The organism is Brevundimonas sp., assembly GCF_029945885.1.
Taxonomy (GTDB): domain Bacteria; phylum Pseudomonadota; class Alphaproteobacteria; order Caulobacterales; family Caulobacteraceae; genus Brevundimonas.
This window is the reverse complement of the sequence record NZ_JAQSDK010000013.1, coordinates 57,558-76,413: the sequence shown is the minus strand read 5'-3', so window position 1 is coordinate 76,413 and position 18,856 is coordinate 57,558. Positions and strand designations below refer to the sequence as shown.

At 68.6% G+C, this 18,856-nt stretch carries 18 protein-coding genes; 8 read left to right on the top strand and 10 right to left on the bottom strand.

Translation table 11 applies throughout. The annotated features are described in order from the left end of the window. Positions 1–12: 12 nt before the first annotated feature. Entirely contained in the window at positions 13–1,128 is a 1,116-nt protein-coding gene (gene hisC / locus PSV00_RS06925) for a histidinol-phosphate transaminase (RefSeq protein WP_300445781.1), read from the top strand. 8 nt (positions 1,129–1,136) lie between these two features. After that, a complete protein-coding gene (locus tag PSV00_RS06920) occupies positions 1,137–2,348 on the top strand; it encodes a winged helix-turn-helix domain-containing protein (protein WP_300445780.1) in 1,212 nt (403 codons plus the stop codon). Positions 2,349–2,359: 11 nt separating this feature from the next. On the opposite strand, the gene PSV00_RS06915 is transcribed toward PSV00_RS06920, so the two are convergent. The 3 genes from PSV00_RS06915 to PSV00_RS06905 all read right to left on the bottom strand — a co-directional run bounded on the left by PSV00_RS06915 (position 2,360) and on the right by PSV00_RS06905 (position 7,022). Next, positions 2,360–3,169, bottom strand: a complete 810-nt coding sequence (locus PSV00_RS06915; protein ID WP_300445779.1) for a TIGR02186 family protein — start codon at positions 3,167–3,169, stop codon at positions 2,360–2,362. Beyond that, on the bottom strand, positions 3,166–4,089 hold the full coding sequence (locus tag PSV00_RS06910) for a sulfite exporter TauE/SafE family protein (protein WP_300445778.1): 924 nt from the start codon (positions 4,087–4,089) through the stop codon (positions 3,166–3,168). The genes PSV00_RS06915 and PSV00_RS06910 overlap by 4 nt, the downstream gene beginning before the upstream one ends. Positions 4,090–4,223: 134 nt before the next feature. After that, positions 4,224–7,022, bottom strand: a complete 2,799-nt coding sequence (locus PSV00_RS06905) for a hypothetical protein (protein ID WP_300445777.1) — start codon at positions 7,020–7,022, stop codon at positions 4,224–4,226. A 221-nt stretch (positions 7,023–7,243) separates the two neighbouring features. Between PSV00_RS06905 and PSV00_RS06900 the strand changes: the two genes are divergently transcribed. After that, positions 7,244–7,450 carry a hypothetical protein gene (locus PSV00_RS06900; protein WP_300445776.1) on the top strand — a complete coding sequence of 69 codons (207 nt, stop codon included), beginning with the start codon at positions 7,244–7,246 and terminating at the stop codon, positions 7,448–7,450. 22 nt (positions 7,451–7,472) lie between these two features. On the opposite strand, the gene argF is transcribed toward PSV00_RS06900, so the two are convergent. The 3 genes from argF to PSV00_RS06885 all read right to left on the bottom strand — a co-directional run bounded on the left by argF (position 7,473) and on the right by PSV00_RS06885 (position 10,529). Continuing rightward, positions 7,473–8,390, bottom strand: a complete 918-nt coding sequence (gene argF / locus PSV00_RS06895; RefSeq protein ID WP_300445775.1) for an ornithine carbamoyltransferase — start codon at positions 8,388–8,390, stop codon at positions 7,473–7,475. 4 nt (positions 8,391–8,394) lie between these two features. Continuing rightward, positions 8,395–9,585 (bottom strand): aspartate aminotransferase family protein, encoded by a 1,191-nt coding sequence (locus PSV00_RS06890; RefSeq protein WP_300445774.1) that lies wholly within the window; start codon positions 9,583–9,585, stop codon positions 8,395–8,397. Between the two features lie 122 nt (positions 9,586–9,707). Beyond that, positions 9,708–10,529 carry an ABC transporter permease gene (locus tag PSV00_RS06885; RefSeq protein WP_300445773.1) on the bottom strand — a complete coding sequence of 274 codons (822 nt, stop codon included), beginning with the start codon at positions 10,527–10,529 and terminating at the stop codon, positions 9,708–9,710. A 212-nt stretch (positions 10,530–10,741) separates the two neighbouring features. On the opposite strand from PSV00_RS06885, the gene PSV00_RS06880 reads away from it, so the two are divergent. Further along, positions 10,742–11,260 carry a GcrA family cell cycle regulator gene (locus PSV00_RS06880; RefSeq protein WP_300445772.1) on the top strand — a complete coding sequence of 173 codons (519 nt, stop codon included), beginning with the start codon at positions 10,742–10,744 and terminating at the stop codon, positions 11,258–11,260. Positions 11,261–11,529: 269 nt separating this feature from the next. On the opposite strand, the gene apaG is transcribed toward PSV00_RS06880, so the two are convergent. After that, a complete protein-coding gene (gene apaG / locus PSV00_RS06875) occupies positions 11,530–11,937 on the bottom strand; it encodes a Co2+/Mg2+ efflux protein ApaG (RefSeq protein ID WP_300445771.1) in 408 nt (135 codons plus the stop codon). Positions 11,938–12,017: 80 nt separating this feature from the next. Here apaG and PSV00_RS06870 point away from each other — a divergent pair, with 80 nt between their 5' ends. Next, positions 12,018–13,046 (top strand): 2'-deoxycytidine 5'-triphosphate deaminase, encoded by a 1,029-nt coding sequence (locus PSV00_RS06870; RefSeq protein WP_300445770.1) that lies wholly within the window; start codon positions 12,018–12,020, stop codon positions 13,044–13,046. A gap of 87 nt (positions 13,047–13,133) precedes the next feature. Then, positions 13,134–14,045 (top strand): DMT family transporter, encoded by a 912-nt coding sequence (locus PSV00_RS06865; protein WP_300445769.1) that lies wholly within the window; start codon positions 13,134–13,136, stop codon positions 14,043–14,045. 22 nt (positions 14,046–14,067) lie between these two features. On the opposite strand, the gene PSV00_RS06860 is transcribed toward PSV00_RS06865, so the two are convergent. Beyond that, entirely contained in the window at positions 14,068–15,333 is a 1,266-nt protein-coding gene (locus PSV00_RS06860) for an MFS transporter (RefSeq protein ID WP_300445768.1), read from the bottom strand. Further along, complete coding sequence (locus PSV00_RS06855; protein WP_300445767.1) at positions 15,317–15,793, bottom strand: cupin domain-containing protein; 477 nt, start codon at positions 15,791–15,793, stop codon at positions 15,317–15,319. Before PSV00_RS06855 ends, PSV00_RS06860 begins: the two co-directional genes overlap by 17 nt. Before the next feature lie 50 nt (positions 15,794–15,843). On the opposite strand from PSV00_RS06855, the gene dapE reads away from it, so the two are divergent. Further along, a complete protein-coding gene (gene dapE / locus PSV00_RS06850) occupies positions 15,844–17,007 on the top strand; it encodes a succinyl-diaminopimelate desuccinylase (protein WP_300445766.1) in 1,164 nt (387 codons plus the stop codon). A 109-nt stretch (positions 17,008–17,116) separates the two neighbouring features. Here the strand turns inward: dapE and PSV00_RS06845 are convergent, their stop codons facing one another. After that, positions 17,117–18,424: an amidohydrolase gene (locus PSV00_RS06845; RefSeq protein ID WP_300445765.1), complete on the bottom strand. Its 1,308-nt coding sequence runs from the start codon at positions 18,422–18,424 to the stop codon at positions 17,117–17,119. An 80-nt stretch (positions 18,425–18,504) separates the two neighbouring features. On the opposite strand from PSV00_RS06845, the gene PSV00_RS06840 reads away from it, so the two are divergent. Beyond that, positions 18,505–18,855 (top strand): hypothetical protein, encoded by a 351-nt coding sequence (locus PSV00_RS06840; RefSeq protein ID WP_300445764.1) that lies wholly within the window; start codon positions 18,505–18,507, stop codon positions 18,853–18,855. The last annotated feature ends 1 nt before the right edge of the window (position 18,856 follow it).

Here is an 18,856-nt window from a genome sequence, read left to right as displayed (position 1 = left end):
AGGGATCCCCGCATGACCGACGACACGACTGCCTCCGCCGCCGAGGGTCCGATCGCCAAGCCCGGAATCCTCGACATCGCCCCCTATGTCGGCGGCAAGTCGTCGATCGCCGGTATCGCCGAGCCGATGAAGCTGTCGTCGAACGAGAATGCCCTCGGGGCCGGTGAGAAGGCGCGCGAGGCCTATGCCGCCGCCATCGGCGACATTCATCTGTATCCGGACGGACGCGCCGCCAGGCTGCGGACCGCCGTCGCCGACCATCACGGGCTGGAGCCTGACCGGCTGATCTTCGGCAATGGCTCGGACGAGGTCTTCGCCCTGCTGAACCAGACCTATCTGACCCCGGGCGACAATATCGTCACCGGCCAGTACGGCTTCCTCGCCTATCGCATCTCGGCCAAGGCCAACCAGGCCGAGGTCAAACTGGCCCCCGAGCCCGGCTACAAGGCCGAGGTCGAGGCCCTGCTCGAACAGGTCGATGCCCGCACCCGCATCGTCTATGTCTCCAACCCGTCCAACCCGACCGGCAGCTACAACAGCGACGAGGAGATCCGTCGCCTGCACGCGGCCCTGCCGGCCCACATCCTGCTGGTGGTTGACGAGGCCTATGCCGAATTCGTGGTCGAGCCCGACTGGGAGACTGCCTTCCCCCTGGCCCGCGACGCCGCCAACATCGTCGTCACCCGCACCTTCTCCAAGATCCACGGCCTCGGCGGTCTGCGCATCGGCTTCGGCTATGCCCCGCTGGCCGTGGCCGAGGCGGTCGACCGTATCCGCCTGCCGTTCAACGTCTCGGTGCCCGGGCTGGAAGCGGCCACCGCCGCCCTCGGCGACGAGGCCCACCAGAAGGCCTCGCGCGACCTGGTCCAGACCTGGCGGCCGCGCCTGACCCAGGCCATCCGCGGCTTCGGCTTCGAGGTCATGCCCAGCGCCGGTAATTTCGTCATGGTCCGCTTCCCTGATGAGGCCCGCAACGCCACAGCCGCCAACGACTATCTGAACGGCAAGGGCATCATCGTCCGCGCCGTCGGCGGCTATGGCCTGCCCGACTGCCTGCGCATCACCATCGGCACCGAGGACCAGAACCGGGCGGTGATCGACGCGCTCAGCGAGTTCGCGGCCCGTTAGGTCGCGGTGTGACCGGGCCGGTGCACCTGTCGGCGGCCCAGGCCCGGCGCATCGCCCTGGCCGCCCAGGGTTTCGGCGTCGCCCGGCCCGACACCGCAGCGGCGCGGCATCTACGCCAGACCGCCCGTGATCTGGGCGTGATCCAGATCGACAGCGTCAATGTCGTCAGCCGCACCCACTATCTGCCGGCCTTCTCCCGCCTGGGTCATTATCCACGCGAAACCCTCGAGGCCGAGGCCTGGGGCCGGACACCCAGTTTCTTCGAATACTGGGGCCATGAGGCCTCACTGCTGCCGCTGGACAGCCAGCCGCTGTTCCGCTGGCGCATGGCCCGGGCCGAGGCCGGCGAGGGTCTTTGGAGCGGCACCGCCCGGTTCGGCCGCGAACGGCGCGCCTATATCGACGGCATCCTGGCCGAGATCGAACAGCGCGGCCCGGTCACCGGCGGCGATTTCGCCGCCGGCCCGCGCGGCGCGCCCGGCTGGTGGTCGTGGTCCGATGGCAAACGGGCGCTGGAATGGCTGTTCTGGGCCGGCAAGATCACCACCGCCACTCGCCGGGGATTTGAGCGCGTCTATGACCTGCCCCACCGGACCCTGCCCGCCGCCGTCCTCGACCGGCCGACCCCGACCGAGGCCGAGGCCCAGCGCCAGCTGGTGTGGATTTCCGCCCGGGCCATGGGCGTGGCCACCGCCGCGGACCTGCGCGACTATTTCCGCCTGCCGCTGGCCGACGCCCGCGCCCGGATCGGCGAGCTGGTCGAGGCGGGCGAACTGGTGCCGGTGACGGTCGAGGGCTGGGACAAACCGGCGTTCATGGTCCCGGCCTGTCGCAAACCCCGGCGCATCGCCGCCCGGGCCCTGCTGTCGCCGTTCGACAATCTGATCTGGTTCCGCGAACGGACCGAGCGGCTGTTCGGGGTCCGGGTCCGGCTGGAGATCTACACCCCGGCCCACAAACGGGTGCATGGCTACTATGTCCTGCCCTTCCTGCAGGACGAGGCCATCACCGCCCGGATCGACCTCAAGGCCGACCGCAAGGCCGGTGTCCTGCGTGTCCAGGCCGCCTGGCGCGAGCCGGACGCCGATGGCGAAACACCCGGGGCCCTGGCCGAAGAGTTGCGCCTCGCCGCGCGCTGGCTGGGTCTGGACCGCGTCGAGGTGGTCGAGCACGGCGATCTGGCATCCACACTGACGGGCGCGCTGAAGCGGGGCGACTGACCGGCCGGCGATCAGTTGCGTCGGAATATCCGGCTCGCGGCCCATCCGGTGAAGGCGGCCAACAGCACGCACAGAATCCCGTAGATCCAGGGCTGGCGGTGGGCGAACTCATAGACGTCGCGCTCGATGCCGACCTTTTCCACCGTCAGGGTCAGGTTGGAGACCGAGGCCGGGGCCCCGTCCTGGAACAGCCAGACCTCGGCAAAATACTGACCGGTCGGGGCCACCGTCGGCAGGTCGACCTCGGCCCGGAACAGCCCCTTGTCGACGAACTGGACCCCTTCGGGATCGGTATTGTACAGGGCCGCGGCCTCACGCAGCCGGATCACGGCCCGGCGCCAGTCCAGATAGTCCTCGCCCAGCCGGCTGATGACGACGTCGCGCACCCCATAGCGGGTCACGGTGCTGGACTCCTCGGGCGCATCGATCCGCAGGTGGTCGACCCCGACGCCGAGACGGCGCAACTGGCCGAAATCGGCGATATCGCCCAGTGGCCGGGTCGAGGCCGTCATGTAGAAGCCCGGAGCCCCCTCGAACAGCACCGGCCGGCTGTTGAGCCAGACCCCGAGCGTGCGCGACTTCTTGACCAGACGCACCGGCGCATCAGGCCCGCGAACCACCACCACGACATCGGCGGGCCGATCGGTCGGATTGAACACCGCCCCGTACAGGACGATGGAGGCCCCGCGGAACCCGGAGTCGACCCGCACCCGGGCGTCGGTCAGGGCGGCGGCGACCCGCAGGTCACCCTGGGTCGCCACGGACCGTTCCGGGGCCGGGGCCTCATAGGCCGGAGGCGGTGGCTGCAGTTGCAGCATCATCCTGCCACCCCCGGTGCCAGGCTGAACAGATCCCCCGGCCGCACGAACAACTCCAGCCCCATCTGGATACCGACCAGCAGGACGATCAGGCCGAGCACCGCGCGCAGTTCCTCGGCCCGGAACCGGCCGGACAGCCGGGCCCCGAACTGGGCCCCGACCACGCCGCCGAACAGCAGAAGGCTGGACAGGACGATATCCACCGTCTGGTTGCGTCCGGCCTGGAGCACGGTCGTAATGGCGGTGGTGATGATGATCTGGAACAGGCTGGTGCCGACGACGACACTGGCCCGCATCCGCAGCACATACAGCATCACCGGGATAAGGATGAAGCCGCCACCGACGCCCATGATGGCCGACAATATGCCGACGAACCCGCCCAGGGCGATCAGGGGGATGACGCTGATGTAGAGACCCGAGCGCGGGAACCGCATGCGGAACGGCAGGCCATACAGCCACATCGGGCGACGGCGCACCTTGCGCGGAGCCGTCTCGCCGCGCCGCCGGCGCAGGATTTCGGTCAGGCTCTCCTTCAGCATCAGCGAACCGATGACACCGAGGAACAGCAGATAGGACACGGCCACCGCCAGGTCGGCCTGTCCGAGCAGGCGCAGATAGCGGAAGATCTCGACGCCGAGCAGCGCCCCCAGGGCCCCGCCCCCGGCCATGATTCCACCGATGCGGTAGTCGACCAGACCCTGGCCGGAATAGCTGATCACACCGGAGGTCGAGGAGGCCACGACGTGGCTGGCCTGGCTGGCCACCGCCACGGTCGGCGGGATGCCCATGAACACCAGGATCGGGGCCATCAGAAACCCGCCCCCGATCCCGAACAGACCGGACACGAATCCAACGACCGCGCCCAGGATCACCAGGAACGGCCAGTTCACCGAAACCTCGGCGATCGGAAGATAGATATCCAAAGGACGCGCCTTCGGCTGGAACGAACGCTAGGCGCCGGGAAGGCGACGGTGAAAACCTCTTAGCGGTCCGGGAGGCAGGCCGCCACCCGATGCACGCGACAGGCGGGTGTCATCGATCAATATTCGGTCGAAACCTAGGCCAGGGGCGCGGCCTCGAACGTTTCTGCGGCGGCCCTGGCCACCCGGCGGGCTGAAGCCGGAACTGACGGGCCGAGGCGGTCCGCCGCGGCACGGGCATCCTCGTCGCCGGCGCGGGCAGCAATCATGTACCATTTGTAGGCTTCGCCGGCGTTGGGGGCCACGCCCTCCGCGCCGTTCTCATAGATTCGGGCGACATTGTACTGGCTGTCGACAAGACCGGTCCTGGCCGCCTTCAGCAGCCACGCCAGGGCCTCGGCACCATTACGCGGACCGCCGACGCCTTCGAACAGATACAGGCCGTAATTGTGCATGCCGCGCGCATTGCCACCCTCGGCCGCGCGCCGGACCCACCGACGGCTTTCCTCGAGATTGATGGCCACACCGTTGTCGCCGGTCTCGAACAAGCCGGCCAGATGCGTCTGGGCGGTCGTATTGCCGAGGCTGGCCGAACGGGTCAGGGTCTCGACCCCGAGCACGTCGCCGGCGTCCAGTTGCTCAACCGCACTGGCGTACAGGGCCTCGCCTTCGGATACTGCCCCGGTCGAGGGCGGTGGAGGCAAGGTGGTCGTCGGGCTGGTGGCCAGGGCCAGCATGGGGCCCGCGGCGGCATTGGCACCGGCACCGAACCCGCCACCGAATCCACCCAGCGAGAACTGCGGGAGGCCGCCCTCGCCGGTCAGCTGGTCATAGGCATAGGTGCCTCCAACCACGAGGCACACGGCTGCGGCCGAAGCCCCGAGCGCCTTGCGGACCGTGCCGCCGTCGCGGGCGGCCTGTTTGTCGAGACGTTCCTGCAGCCGGGACTTGCCGCCCCTCTTCAGACCGAAGCCTGAACGGGCCGGGGCCTCGACCTCGGCGGGGGCCATGGCGGCGCGGGCCGCCTCGATCGCCTGGCGGGTCGTGCTGGCCCGGCCGGCGGCGGCGGCGGCGCGCAGGGCGCGGGGGTCGACGAAATCCGTCTCGGCGGCGAAATCATCCGTCTCCGCGTCGGGGACGGTGGGGGCGACGGCGGCGGTTGCCTCCAGCGCATCCGAAACATCGGCCCCGCCGAAGCCGGCCATCGGCGAAGTGGCCGCGGACGGGCGACCGAACGGCACATTGACCGGCTCGGGATCGGCGATGACGACCGGCTCAGGCTCCGGCGCGCGCAGCACGGCCTCGCGCACGACCTCGGCGGCGATGGCGGCGGCCGTCGGGGCGGGTTCGACAAGGGCGGCCGGCTCGGGGGCCGCGGCCTCCATGAACGGTGCCGGGAACGGCGCAGGGTCGGACTCGCCGGTGATGGCCACGTCGGTCCAGGCCGCGTCATCTTCAAAACTGTTGCTGAAATCGTCGTCCTGGAAGGCGGTCGCGCGCCAGTCCGGTCGAACCACGGTGGCCTTGCCGGCGGTCACGGCGGCGGCGGCACTGCGTTGTTCCAAGCTTTCGCGGGCATCGGCCAGAAGCTGGGCGGTGCGCTGCTCGCTCAGGCGAACGCGTTCGGCCAGCTCGCCCGAGGTGCGCTCGAACCGCTGCTCGACGGTGGCGGTGCTGTCGGTCAGGCGTTTGGCAATATCGTCCAGCGCCTGGGACGAGCGGCGCTCGGACTGGGCGATGCGGTCGCTGAGCCGGTCGGAGATCCGGGTGATCTCGCCACCCAGCTTCTCCAGCGCCAGGACGTGACGGTCCTCGGCGGCGACCAGTTTGTGATCCACGGCCTGGGTGTAGCGGCCGATGTCCTGTTCGACCTTCTGGGACAGGGTCGCGCCGAGGCGGTCCAGCCGCGCCGGTACGTCCGTCTCGATCGCCGCGACCCGACCGTTCAGGTTCTGGGCAATGCGCAGAACCTCACGACCCATGGCCTCGACGGCCTGGGCCGAGCGCTGCTCGGCGGTCCGGGCCTGTTCACCGATCGACAGGACGGTCTGCTCGATCCGCGCCATGCGGTTTTCGGTCTCGGCCGTGTCCAGCCGGCGCATCATCTCGGTGCGATTGGTCTCGACCTGACGCGACAGGGTCTCGGCCAGCTTCTCGAACCGGGCCGCCTCCTGGGAGGCCTCAGGCCCGCCCCGGGTCTCGGCCGCCCGCAGCCGCTGATCGAGACCGGCAAAGGCCCGCTCCAGGCCGCGCAGCGCCTCACCGGTCGTGGCCTGGGCCGCGTCCAGACGCGCCGCCACGGCGGCCATCATGTCCGTCCCGGCACCGGGCCCGGCGACCTTTTCGACCGCGTCCATACGTTGGCGCAGCTCGTTCACGCCCGAACGCTGACGCTCCTCGATGTCATACAGCCGCCCGGCCAGACTCCCCAGGGTGGTCTCGACCTTGCTGAAGGTCTCGACGGTCCGCGGACCGACCTCCTGCTCAAACCGGCGCAGCCGTTTGTGGCCCTCGCGCAGCTCCTCGGCGATATCGTCGATACGGCGACCCGAGGCGTCGGTCTTTTGATCCTGGTTTTCCAGCCGCCGGACCAGTCCGGTCACAGCCTGGTCGACCCCCTGGATGGCGACCGTCGAGCGGCGCTCCGACGCTTCCAGCCGGGCGGCGATGGCGTCGACCGACGCGCTCAGCCGGTCCCACGGGGCATCCGGGGTCGAATAGGCGTCATCGACGCGGCGGTAGCGTCCGCGACGATCAATGGACTCTGCGGCGTGCTCGCGACGCGACAGGGGCACGACCCCGTCATCATCGTCTTCGAGAATCATCGTGTTCAGCCACTCGCCAAGCGTCATGCCTGAGCGCCGCGCGAGATCCTTGGCGATCTCGCGCGCCTTGGGCTCGATACCCTTCACGCTCCACGGCGCGGCTGCGCTCACTTGATTCGCCTCCCGACCTACAGACTGGACGCTAGACGCCCAGATCAGGGGTGTAAACGCATGGTTAACCCCAAGATGTAGGGTGCGACCGATCTTCCTGTGGACAGCGCTCCCGACCCGCCGATTTCTCGCCTGATCATGGTTAACCAGTCGTGAAGATTAACCTTCCGGCAAGGAATTCGGCCTTGCGCGGAGACGCGGCACCCGCCATCTGCTGACGCGTGGACCTGCCCCTGACCCTGACCCTGCTGGCCGCGGCCGTGGCCCTGACCGCCTTCGCCGGCTGGCGCGGCGCGCGACCGTGGGATCCGCGCAGGGGCGTACGCATGGTCCCGTGGCGCTTCATCATGCTGCTGTCGGCGGCGTCGGTCTTCATCCTGGCGATCCATCTCGGCACCCTGTTCGGCGTGCCGCAGCGACCCTACTGACCGACCCGGTCGCCGACCGGGTTCAGCCGCCCGCCAGACACCAGGCCAGAACGGCCTTCTGGGCGTGGATGCGGTTCTCGGCCTCGTCCCAGACCAGCGACTGCGGACCGTCGATCACCGCATCGGTGACCTCCTCGCCGCGGTGCGCCGGCAGACAGTGCAGGAAGACGGCATCGGACGCGGCCGTGGCCATCAGAGACTCGTCGACCGTATAGGCCTCGAACGCCGCCAGCCGGTCCTCATAGTCGCCGTCGCCCATCGACACCCAGGTGTCGGTGATCACCACATCGGCCCCGGCCACCGCCTCGCGCGGATCGCTGGTCAGGGTGACATGGTCGCCGCCCCGGGCCAGGTCGCGCAGGTCGGGATGGTAGTCGGCCGGGCAGGCGACGTTGAAGCGAAAGCCGAATTTCGGGGCCGCATGCATGAAGCTGTGACAGACGTTGTTGCCGTCCCCGACCCAGGCCAGGGTCTTGCCGGCGATCGGGCCGCGCTGTTCCTCGATGGTCTGCAGGTCGGCCAGTATCTGGCACGGATGGCTGCGGTCGGTCAGGCCGTTGATCACCGGCACGGTGGCGACGCGGGCGAACCGTTCGACGTCGTCATGGCTGTTGGCGCGGATCATCACCGCATCGACCATGCGCGACAGGACGCGGGCCGTATCCTCGACCGGCTCACCGCGACCCAGCTGCATATCCCCGGCATTGGCGATGATCGAGTCCCCGCCCAGCTGGCGGATGGCGGCGTCGAAGCTGAAGCGGGTGCGGGTCGAATTCTTCTCGAAGATCATCGCCAGCACATGATCCGTGGCCGGCGCATCGGCGTCGACCCGCCCCCTGGGCCAGCCCTTGCGGGCGGCCTTGCGGGCATGGGCGTCATCCAGAATGCCGCGCAGGTCTTCGGCCGACAGCCGATGGATATCGAGAAAATGCCGCACCATCCGCCTAGCCCGCCATCTTGCCGCGCGCGAATTCGCAGGTCTTCTCGAAGCGGGCGATCGCCTCGGCCGCATCGTCGCGGGTGAAGTTCAGCGGTGGCAGCATGCGCACGCAATTGTCGCCACCCCCGGCCACCAGCAGATGGTTCTCGTCGCGGGCCCAGCCCATGAATTCGCGGTTGTTCGGGATCAGTTTGATGCCGATCAGCAACCCCTTGCCGCGCACATCGGCGATGACGTCCGGGAAGCGTTCCTTCAGCCCGTGCAGCTGCTGCTTCAGATAGCCGGCGATCTCGTTGACGTTGGCCAGGGTCTCCGGCTTCGAAATCTCCTCGAAGGCGGCGTTACCGACCGCCATGGCCAGCGGATTGCCGCCGAAGGTCGAGCCGTGCGCCCCGACGGTCATGCCCTTGGCCGCCTCGGCCGTGGCCAGGCAGGCCCCGACCGGGAAGCCGCCGCCGAGGGCCTTGGCGATGGCCATGATGTCCGGGGCCATGCCAGCCCATTCATGGGCCCACAGCTTGCCGGTCCGGCCCATGCCGCACTGGACCTCGTCGAAGATGATCAGGACGCCATGTTCGTCGCACAGCTCGCGCAGGCCACGCAGGCACTGTTCCGGCATGGCGCGGCAGCCGCCCTCGCCCTGCACGGGCTCGACGATGATGGCGGCGGTGGTCGGCTGGGCGATGGCCGCCTTGATGGCGTCGTGGTCGCCCCATTTCAGCTGGTGAAAGCCGGCCATCGGCGGACCGAAGCCATCGGTATAGCTGGGGTTGGCGGCGGCGTTGATGGCGCCATAGGTGCGGCCGTGGAACGAGCCGTCAAAGCCGTAGATGTCGATCCGCTCGGGCTGGCCGTTGGCCGAATGATATTTGCGCGCCGTCTTCAGGGCGCACTCGACGGCTTCGGTGCCGGAGTTGGTGAAGAAGACGACGTCGGCGAAGGACTTTTCGCACAGGGCGTCGGCAAGCGCCTCCTGGCCCGGAATCTTGAAGATGTTGGAGACATGCCAGAGCTTCTCAGCCTGGTCCTTGACCGCCTGGACCAGCTTGGGGTGGGCATGGCCCAGCGCATTGGTCGAGATGCCCATGACGCAGTCCAGATAGACCGTGCCGTCCGCCGCATACAGTCGGGACCCTTCGCCGCGCTCCACCTCGACCGGAGCACGATTATAGACACCCATCAGATGACCGGACATGGACGCAACCTCCAAAAGCGAGACGGCCCCGCCGCAGGATGCGCCGGGACCGCTGGATCAGGGGTCGATCTTGTCGGACGGGCGGGCGACGTAGTCAACACCGGCCCGGCGACGTTTGCGGCCTAGCTCTTCAGCCGCCATCCGGACCGGAACACCAGCCAGCAGGCCACGGCCAGGGCCAGGGTCAGGACCGCGCTGACCACCACACCGATCATCAGACTGCCGTCGGCATGGCCGATGAAGCCGGAGCGGAAGCCGTCGATCAGATAGAAGAAGGGGTTGAAATGGCTGATCGAGCGGAACGGCTCGGGCAGGCGTTCGATCGGATAGAAGGTGCCGCTGAGAAAGGTCATCGGCATGACCACGAAATTCTGCACCGCCGACAGATGGTCGAATTTCTCGGACCACAGCCCGGCCAGAACCCCCAGCATCCCCATCAGCAGGGAGGCGACGATGCCGAACCACAGGATGGCGAACAGATTGGTGACCCCCAGCTTCGCGAACGGCAGCACGCAGACGGCGGTGACCAGCCCGACCACCATGCCGCGCGTCGCCGCGCCCAGCGAGAAGCCGATGGTCAGTTCCAGCGGGCTGAGCGGCGGGGTCAGGAAGTCGGTGGCCGTGCCCATGATCTTGGCCTGGATCAGGCTGGATGAGGCATTGGCGAAGGCATTGTTGAGAATGGCCATCATGATCAGGCCGGGCGCGACGAACTCGGCGAAGGGCGTGCCGTGCAGCGGCGGCCGCGCATCCTTCAGAGCCACGACGAAGACCAGCATATAGAGCAGGGTCGTCACCACCGGGGCGGCCACGGTCTGGGCCCCCACCTTCCAGAAGCGCCGCACCTCGCGCAGATACAGGGTCTGGACCCCGATCCAGTTGATGCCGTTGTAGCGACGGGGCGACGGCAGGCCGGACGGGCGGGTGGAAGCGAGATCAGTCATGTCCGCCAGATGCCCCCGGCAAGGCCCCGGCGCAAGGCGGGGCCGCCCACAGGCGTTTCACATACCGACGATTCAACATGTGGTTTCTGTGGACACACTGATTCGCAGATGTTGCGTCCGTTAACGTCTCGTTTACAAGTGGTGGTAGGCGCTGCCTCCCGAACGGAGCCGGTGCCCCTAGATATTGATCTGATTACCCCGGGGAGGGTGGCATGACCGCAGGCTGGACCGAAGACCGCGTAGGCGCGCTGAAGAAGCTCTGGCTTGAGGGCCAGTCAGCCAGCCAGATCGCCAAACAACTGGGAGGCGGCGTCACCCGCAACGCCGTGATCGGCAAGGTGCACCGTCTCGGCCTGTCGGGCCGCGCCGCGCCGTCGCAACCGGCCCGCACCACCTTCCGCGCCGCCCGTCCGCGGCCCGCAGCCCCGGCCCAGCCGTCGGCTCCGCGCCGTATCGAGACGGCCCAGCTGCGCCCCAACGCGCCCGTTCCGCCGACGCCCGAGCGTCCGCCGGAAATGCCCGGCACGGCCACGGTGATGACCCTGGGCGCGCACATGTGCAAATGGCCGATCGGCGATCCGTCGTCGCGCGAGTTCAGCTTCTGCGGCCGCCGCGCCTCGGAAGGCGTCTATTGCATCGAGCACGCCCGGGTCGCCTACCAGCCCCAGGTTCGCCGCGGCAACAAGGACGGGGCCACCGAACTGGCCCGCAGCCTGCGTCGCTATATTTAAAGGGCGCTATCGCGCTTCGCGCTGCTTGAGCGCGGGCGCGCGAACGCGCCGGGGGCGCACGGATTCATTTCGTGCGCCCTTCGCAATTCGGTCAAACGACCAACACAGATGGCTCCTATTTGAGCCGCCGTCCGCCCCGCTGGCCTTGCGTCGGCGGGACACGGGGCGGGACTGCGGTTATCCGGGTTGACGCAGTCCCTCACCCGCCCCTTCGGGGCTTGATGTTTTGCATTTGGTCTACCGCCCTGTCGGGTGGCTTGAGGCCGGACCTAGTTCAGCACCCGCCGCTCGCCCGGGACGTCCAGGCTGAAGGCCGGAATGACGGCCTCGAACGATCGCCCCTCGGTATCCGTCATCGAATAGCTGCCCACCATCGAGCCCGAGGCCGTGCCCAGCGGGCAGCCCGAGGTATAGGAATAGCTGTCGCCCGGCGGGATGGTCGGCTGTTCCCCGACCACGCCGGGGCCGCGCACATCCTCGATCTGGCCGCGGGCGTCGGTGATGATCCAGTGGCGCGCCACCAGCTGCACCGCCGCCGCGCCGCGGTTCTCGATCTCGACCTGATAGGCCCAGACCCAGCGCCCGGACTCGGGGTCGGACTGGCCCGCCAGATAGGAGGGCCGGACCCTGACGACGATGCCGTCGGTCTCGGCTTCATAGGCGTGGGTGTCATACATGGGCCCATGGTCCCGCAACCGACGCCGCCGTCAAGCACCCCGGGGGTTAGACGCGCTGCAAAAACGTGTAATCAGACCCCATGCAGTTCTCTGAAAACACCGCCCCGGGCATCCTGCCCTGCCAGTCCATCGAGGCCCTGATCGCCGGTGGCGCGATCACCTCGGACACCTCGTTCGACGCCGACCAGGTGCAGCCGGCCAGTCTGGACCTGCGCCTGTCCGACCAGGCCTGGCGCGTGCGCGCCTCCTTCCTGCCCGGCAGCCGCAAGGTCGAGGACCGGATCGCCGACGTCTCGATGCATACGGTCGACCTGTCCGGCGGCTTCGTTCTGGAAAAGGGCTGCGTCTATATCGCCCGGCTGCAGGAACGGCTGAGCCTGCCGAAAGGCCTGATCGCCCGCGCCAATCCCAAGAGCTCGACCGGCCGGGTCGACGTCTTCGTGCGGCTGCTGACCGATTCCGGTGCCCGGTTCGACGATGTCGCCGAGGGCTATGACGGCCCCCTGTATCTGGAGATCGCGCCCCAGACCTTTTCCATCCTGGTCCGGCCCGGCACCCGGCTGAACCAGCTGCGGCTGAAGGCCGGCGAACCGCCCAAGCTGGAGACCCGCAGCGTCGGCGTCGATCTGGATGGGACGACCGACGGTGTGGTCGGCTTCCGCGGTCGCCGCCACGCCGGGGTGGTCAATATGGATCACATCGACGGCCACGACCCGCGCGACTTCTGGGAGCCCCTGACCCTGCGCGCCGGCCAGCTGCTGCTGGATCCGGGTGAATTCTACATCCTGGCCTCCAGCGACGACGTCGAGATCCCGGTCGACCAGGCCGCCGAAATGACCCCGATTGACCCGTCGGTCGGCGAGTTCCGCGTCCATTACGCCGGCTTCTTCGACCCCGGCTTCGGCACGGACGAGGCCCACGGCGCGGGCTCCAAGGGCGTGCTGGAGGTGCGCACCCACGACACCCCCTTCCTGCTGGAACACGGCCAGATCGTCGCCCGTCTGGTCTATGAGCCCCTGATCGAACGGCCGAGCCGCCTGTATGGCGAGGGCGGCAGCCACTACCAGAGCCAGGGCCTGAAGCTGAGCAAGCATTTCCGGCCCTGGTGAGGGCGTAGGGGGCGGGCGTCCTGCCTCAGTTAACCCCGTACCGATTTCGACCGTGCAACGCCCGTCCGGCCCGCTATATCGGGGCCCATGTCGACGCCCCGCCCCAACCCGGTCCTGACCCAGCCCGTTCTGGCGGCCCTGCCCTATCTGGCCCTGCTGGGCGGGATGGTGTCGCTGTCGGTCGGGACGTCGTTCGCCAAACAGTTGTTCCCGGTCGTCGGGGCCGAAGGGACCTCGACCCTGCGGGTCGGGCTGTCGGCCCTGGTGCTGGTCTGTATCTGGCGACCGTGGCGGTTCCGGCTCAGCCGGGACGACGCCGGGCGGGTACTGATGTACGGCCTGGTCCTGGGGCTGATGAACCTGACCTTCTACCTGTCGCTGCGGACCATTCCGCTGGGGCCGGCCATCGCCATCGAGTTCGCCGGACCGCTGACCCTGGCGCTGGTTCATTCCCGGCGCTGGATCCATTTCGTCTGGATCGCCTGCGCCGTCACCGGTCTGGGCCTGCTGCTGCCCCTGCGTGGCGGCCTCCATGCGCTGGACCCGGTCGGCGTTGCCTTCGCGGCGGCGGCGGGCCTGTTCTGGGCCCTGTACATCATCTTCGGCAAACGGCTGTCGCACATGCACGCCGGACAGTCGGTGGCCCTGGGCATGAGCACCGCCGCCATGGTCATCCTGCCGTTCGGCGTCATCAGCGCGGGTCCGGCCCTGCTGGCCCCGTCGGTCCTGCTGCTGGGACTGGGCGTGGCGCTGGTGTCCAGCGCCCTGCCCTATTCGCTGGAGATGATCGCCTTGCGCCACATCCCCAAACGAACCTTCGGCGTCCTGCTGTCCGCCGAGCCGGCCATCGGCGCGATCGCCGGCCTGTTCCTGCTGCATGAGCAGCTCGGCAGCCTGCAATGGCTGGCCATCGGCTGTATCGTGGTGGCCTCGATCGGGGCGATCCTGACGACCGACACCCGGGGCGTCCCGACCCTCGGGCCGGGTGCCCCCGCCTAGGCATCCGGCCCAAGCGTCCGCCCTAGCCCAGCTTGTCCGCCTTGCGCAGGCCCGGGAACAGTTTCGCCCAGAGGCCGGTCGCGCCCAGGGCCGCGGCCCCGCCGAACACCGCCGCGCCGATCGGGCCCATCAGCCGGACCATGACCCCGGAATAGGCCTCGCCCAATTCGTTGGACGCCCCGATGAACAACATCGATACCGAGGACACCCGGCCACGCATGTGATCGGGGGTGGCGATCTGGATCAGGGTCTGGCGGATGTTGACGCTGATCATGTCGGCGGCCCCGCCGATGAACAGCACCAGGGCGCTGAGCCAGGCGACCTTGGACAGGCCGAAGATCAGGGTGCAGATCCCGAACACGGCCACGGCCCCGAACATCCACACGCCCCCGCGCCGCAGGATCGGAAACCGCCCCAGATACAGGGCCATGACCAGGGCCCCGACCCCGAACGAGGCCCGCAACAGGCCGAAGCCCTCGGGTCCGATCATCAGGATGTCGCGGGCGAACACCGGGGTCAGCAACGCTACCCCGGCCAGCAGCACCACGATCAGGTCCAGCGAGATGGCCCCCAGCACGATGCGCGTCGACCAGACGTATTGCAGCCCTTCCTTGACCGCGGCCCAACGCCGGATCAGGCCGTTCAGCCGCACCGGGCGACCACTGGTACGGATCAGCAGCATGGCCGACAGGCCGACCGCGAACATGCCCAGCGACACGCCATAGGCCAGGGGTGTCGAGATACCGACGATGACCCCGCCCAGGGCCGGGCCGGCGATGGCCCCGGTCTGGAAGGCCAGGGACTGGGCGACGATGGCCTTGGGCAGGGCCTTCATCCCGACCACCATCGGCAGGAAGGCCTGGCTGGCCGGAGCCAGGAAGGCGCGCGCCGCCCCGAATACACAGGCCACGGTCAGCAGCCCCCACAGCGGCGGTGACCCATGGATGGCCATGGCCAGGAAGGCGATGGCGCAGGCCGCCTCGACGCTGATGGAGGCGACCACGGTCATCCGCCGGTCGCGCCGGTCGGCCATCTCGCCCGCCGGCAGGGTCAGGGCCAGCATCGGCAGGAACTGCACCAGTCCGACCAGCCCCAGATACAGGCTGGCCTGTTCGATCGGGTGGTCGCGCCGGGCGATCTCATAGACCTGCCACAACAGGGCCGAGGACTGGACCTGGATGCCGAACACGGCGGCCAGCCGCCCGACCCACAACAGGCGGAAATCGCGCAGCTTCCAAGGATCGGTACCGGACGACTCCGGCGGGGTGGATTCAGCTGCGTCGGTCATGTTTGGGGTACGGCGTTCCGTCGCGATGTTGATAGCCGTCACCCCCGCGGGGCAGGACCATGTCGATGTCGGAATAGTCGACCCCGTCACCGCCGAAGTTGCGGCTGCCGACCTCCAGCAGGACCGCCTCGGCGTCCGACCGGTTCTGCAGCACATGACCGTTGGCCACCCCGGCCTTCCAGCCGGCGCAGTCGCCCGCCTTCAACACGGTCTCGCCGTCGTCCTCGACCAGAACCACCTCGCCTTCCAGCACCCAGACGAATTCGTCCTCGGTCTCGTGCCAGTGGCGCTGGCTGGACCAGGCCCCGGCCGGCAGGTGCAGCAGATTGACCCCGAACTGGTCCAGTCCGACGGCCTCGCCCAGCCGCCAGCGCCGACGCGGCTTGCACGGCGCGGCGAATTCCTCGGGATAGGTGGTGCCGTTCACCGTCGGGGCAGTGTCGATCTCGATCTTCGGCATGTCGGGTCACCCCTTCTCGCGCTGGTCCGATGTCCCTAAAGCATAGGACCATGAGCGACGCACCCCCTGCCCTGATCGATCCCGTCGAACTGACCCGTGACCTGATCCGCCGACCGTCGGTGACCCCGGTCGACGCCGGGGCCATGGATATGATCGAGACCCTGCTGACCGGCCTCGGCTTCCACTGCCGCCGCATGCCGTTTGAGGGGATCGAGAACCTGTACGCCCGACGCGGCACCGCCTCGCCCAACCTGTGTTTCGCCGGCCATACCGATGTGGTTCCGACCGGCACCGCCGCCGCCTGGTCGTCAGCTCCGTTCGAGGCCGAGGTCCGCGACGGCATCCTGTACGGCCGCGGCGCGGTCGACATGAAGGGCGGCATCGCCGCCTGGATCGCCGCCGTGTCGCGCGTGCTGGCCGAGGGGGAACCGGCCGGCTCCCTGTCCTTCCTGATCACCGGTGACGAGGAAGGCCCGGCCCTGCACGGCACCAAGCGCGTGGTCCAGACCCTGATGGCCGAGGGCGAGACGATCGACGCCTGCGTCGTCGGCGAACCGTCGTCCTCGACCCATCTGGGCGACATGATCAAGATCGGCCGGCGCGGCTCGCTGAACAGCTGGATCACCGTCCACGGCAAACAGGGCCACGTCGCCTATCCCGACCGCGCCGCCAATCCGGCCCCGGTGCTGGCCAGGCTGCTGACGGCGCTGAACGATCACGTGCTGGACGACGGCTATCCCGAATTCCCGCCGTCGAACCTCGAGATCACCGCCATCAATATCGACAATGACGCCAGCAACGTCATCCCGGCCGAGGCGAAGGCGCGGCTCAACATCCGCTTCAACCCGACCCATACCGGCGACGCGCTGATCGCCTGGCTGAATGTGCAGGCGGGCGAGGCCCAGGCCGCCTCGGGCCAGAGGATCGAGCTGGAACATCTGTGCTCGGGCAATGCCTTCCTGACCGAGCCCGGCCCCTTCGTCAGTGCGGTTCAGGACGCGGTCGAGGCCGTCTGCGGCCATCGCCCCGTGGCCTCGACCACCGGCGGCACCTCGGACGCCCGCTTCATCCGCGCCATGTGCCCGGTGCTGGAACTGGGTCTGGTCGGCCAGACCATGCACCAGATCGACGAACGGGTGCCGGTGGCCGAGATCGAGGCCCTGACCGGGGTCTACCAGCGCGTGATCGCCACCGTATTCGAACGCCTGGCCTAGACCATTTTTGTTTCGGGTCGGATCGACCCGAATCCAAAAAATGGTCCAGCATCAAGCTGGAGCGAAATCTGAGCCGAGTTGGACCGCGTCCAACTCAACCGATTTCGCTCTAGCGCTCAAGAAAGCGCAACGCCGTCAGCACCTCGGACCGCACGCCGACGGCCAGGATCTTTTCGTTGACGTCGAACTGCGGCGAATGGTTCGGGGCCGAGGTGGCCGGGTCGACCCCGTCGGGGCTGGATCCCAGATGCCAGAACACGCCCGGGATCTCGTGCTGGAAATAGCTGAAATCCTCGGCCACCGTGGTCGGGGGCGTGGCCGGATTGACCTGGCCCGCGCCCGCCGCCTCGGTCAGGACCGGGGCCAGCCAGGCCGACAGGGCGGGGTCGTTGTAGACCAGGGCCGCATTCTGTTTGACCGCGAACGCGGCCGTCGCCCCATAGGCTTCGGCCACATGGGTGACCGCCGCCGAGGCCCGGGCCACCAGGGCGTCGCGCTGGGCGATGTTGAAGGTCCGCAGTGTGCCGGACAACACCGCCTCGTCGGGAATGATGTTGTAACGCACCCCGGCATTGATGGTGGCGATGGTGAAGACGGTCGGGGTGGTGGTCGGATCGACGGTGCGGGCGGTCAGGGTATTGATCGTCTCGACCACCTGACCGGCCACGGCGATCACGTCGACGCCGCGCCACGGCCAGGCCCCGTGAGTCTGTTTGCCGTGCAGGGTGATGTCGACCCGGTCCGAGGCGGCCATGAAGCCCTCCGGCCGGTAGAACAGGGTTCCCGGCAGACCCGGCACCACATGCAGGCCGAAGATGGCCTCGGGCCGGGGATCCGCCAGCGCCCCCTCGGCGATCATCAGGGCGGCCCCGCCCATCGGCTCGCCCGGAGGGGCCCCCTCCTCGGCCGGCTGGAAGATGAAGACGATCGTGCCGGAGATCTGGTCCTTCATCCCGGCCAGCACCTCGGCCGCCCCCATCAGCATGGCCATATGGGCGTCGTGGCCGCAGGCATGGGCCACGGGCACGGTCTGGCCCATATATTGACCGGTGTCGGTCGAGGCGAACGGCAGGCCCGTGGCCTCCAGCACCGGCAGGGCGTCCATGTCCGAGCGCAGGGCCACCACCCGGCCCGGCCGCGCCCCGCGCAGGATGCCGACCACCCCGGTGCGTCCGACCCCGGTGCGCACCTCCATGCCCAGCGACTCCAGATGGGCGGCGATGATCGCGGCCGTCCGGGTCTCGGCAAAGCCCAGCTCCGGATGGCGGTGGAAGTCGCGACGCCAGGCCACGACCTCGGGCAGGACGGCCTCGACCGCGGTGGCCACGGCGGCGCTATCGGCGGTCTGGGCCTGGGCGGCCCCGGCGGACAGGACCAGCGCGATTGCGGTCCCGGTGATCAGTTGGCGGATGGACATCGGCAGCTCCCCGGTTCAGGGGGATGATGGGCCGCGCGCGACGCCTTGTGCAAGGCGCGGGAAACACCGATCCTGACGCCATGGCCATAGATTCCGCGAAAACCCGGCTGCGCAATGTGGTGCTGGTGTGCCGTAAATGCTCGAAGAAGCTGGACGGCGGCTTCGGCCCCGACGGGAACCACACGCTCAAGAAGGCGCTTCGGAAATATCTGAAAGCCGGCAAGGGCAGGAAGGCGACACTGGCCGTGGTCCATACGCCCTGTTTTGACATCTGCCCGAAGAATGCCGTGGTGGCCGTCAATGCGGCCCGCCCCAAGGAAATGCTGATCGTTCCGACCGGGGCTGACCTGTTCGAGGTCAAGGCCCGGCTGGGTCTTGAGGACGACCGGCGACTGAAACCGGTCCTGATCATCGACAGCGACGCCGGGTGAA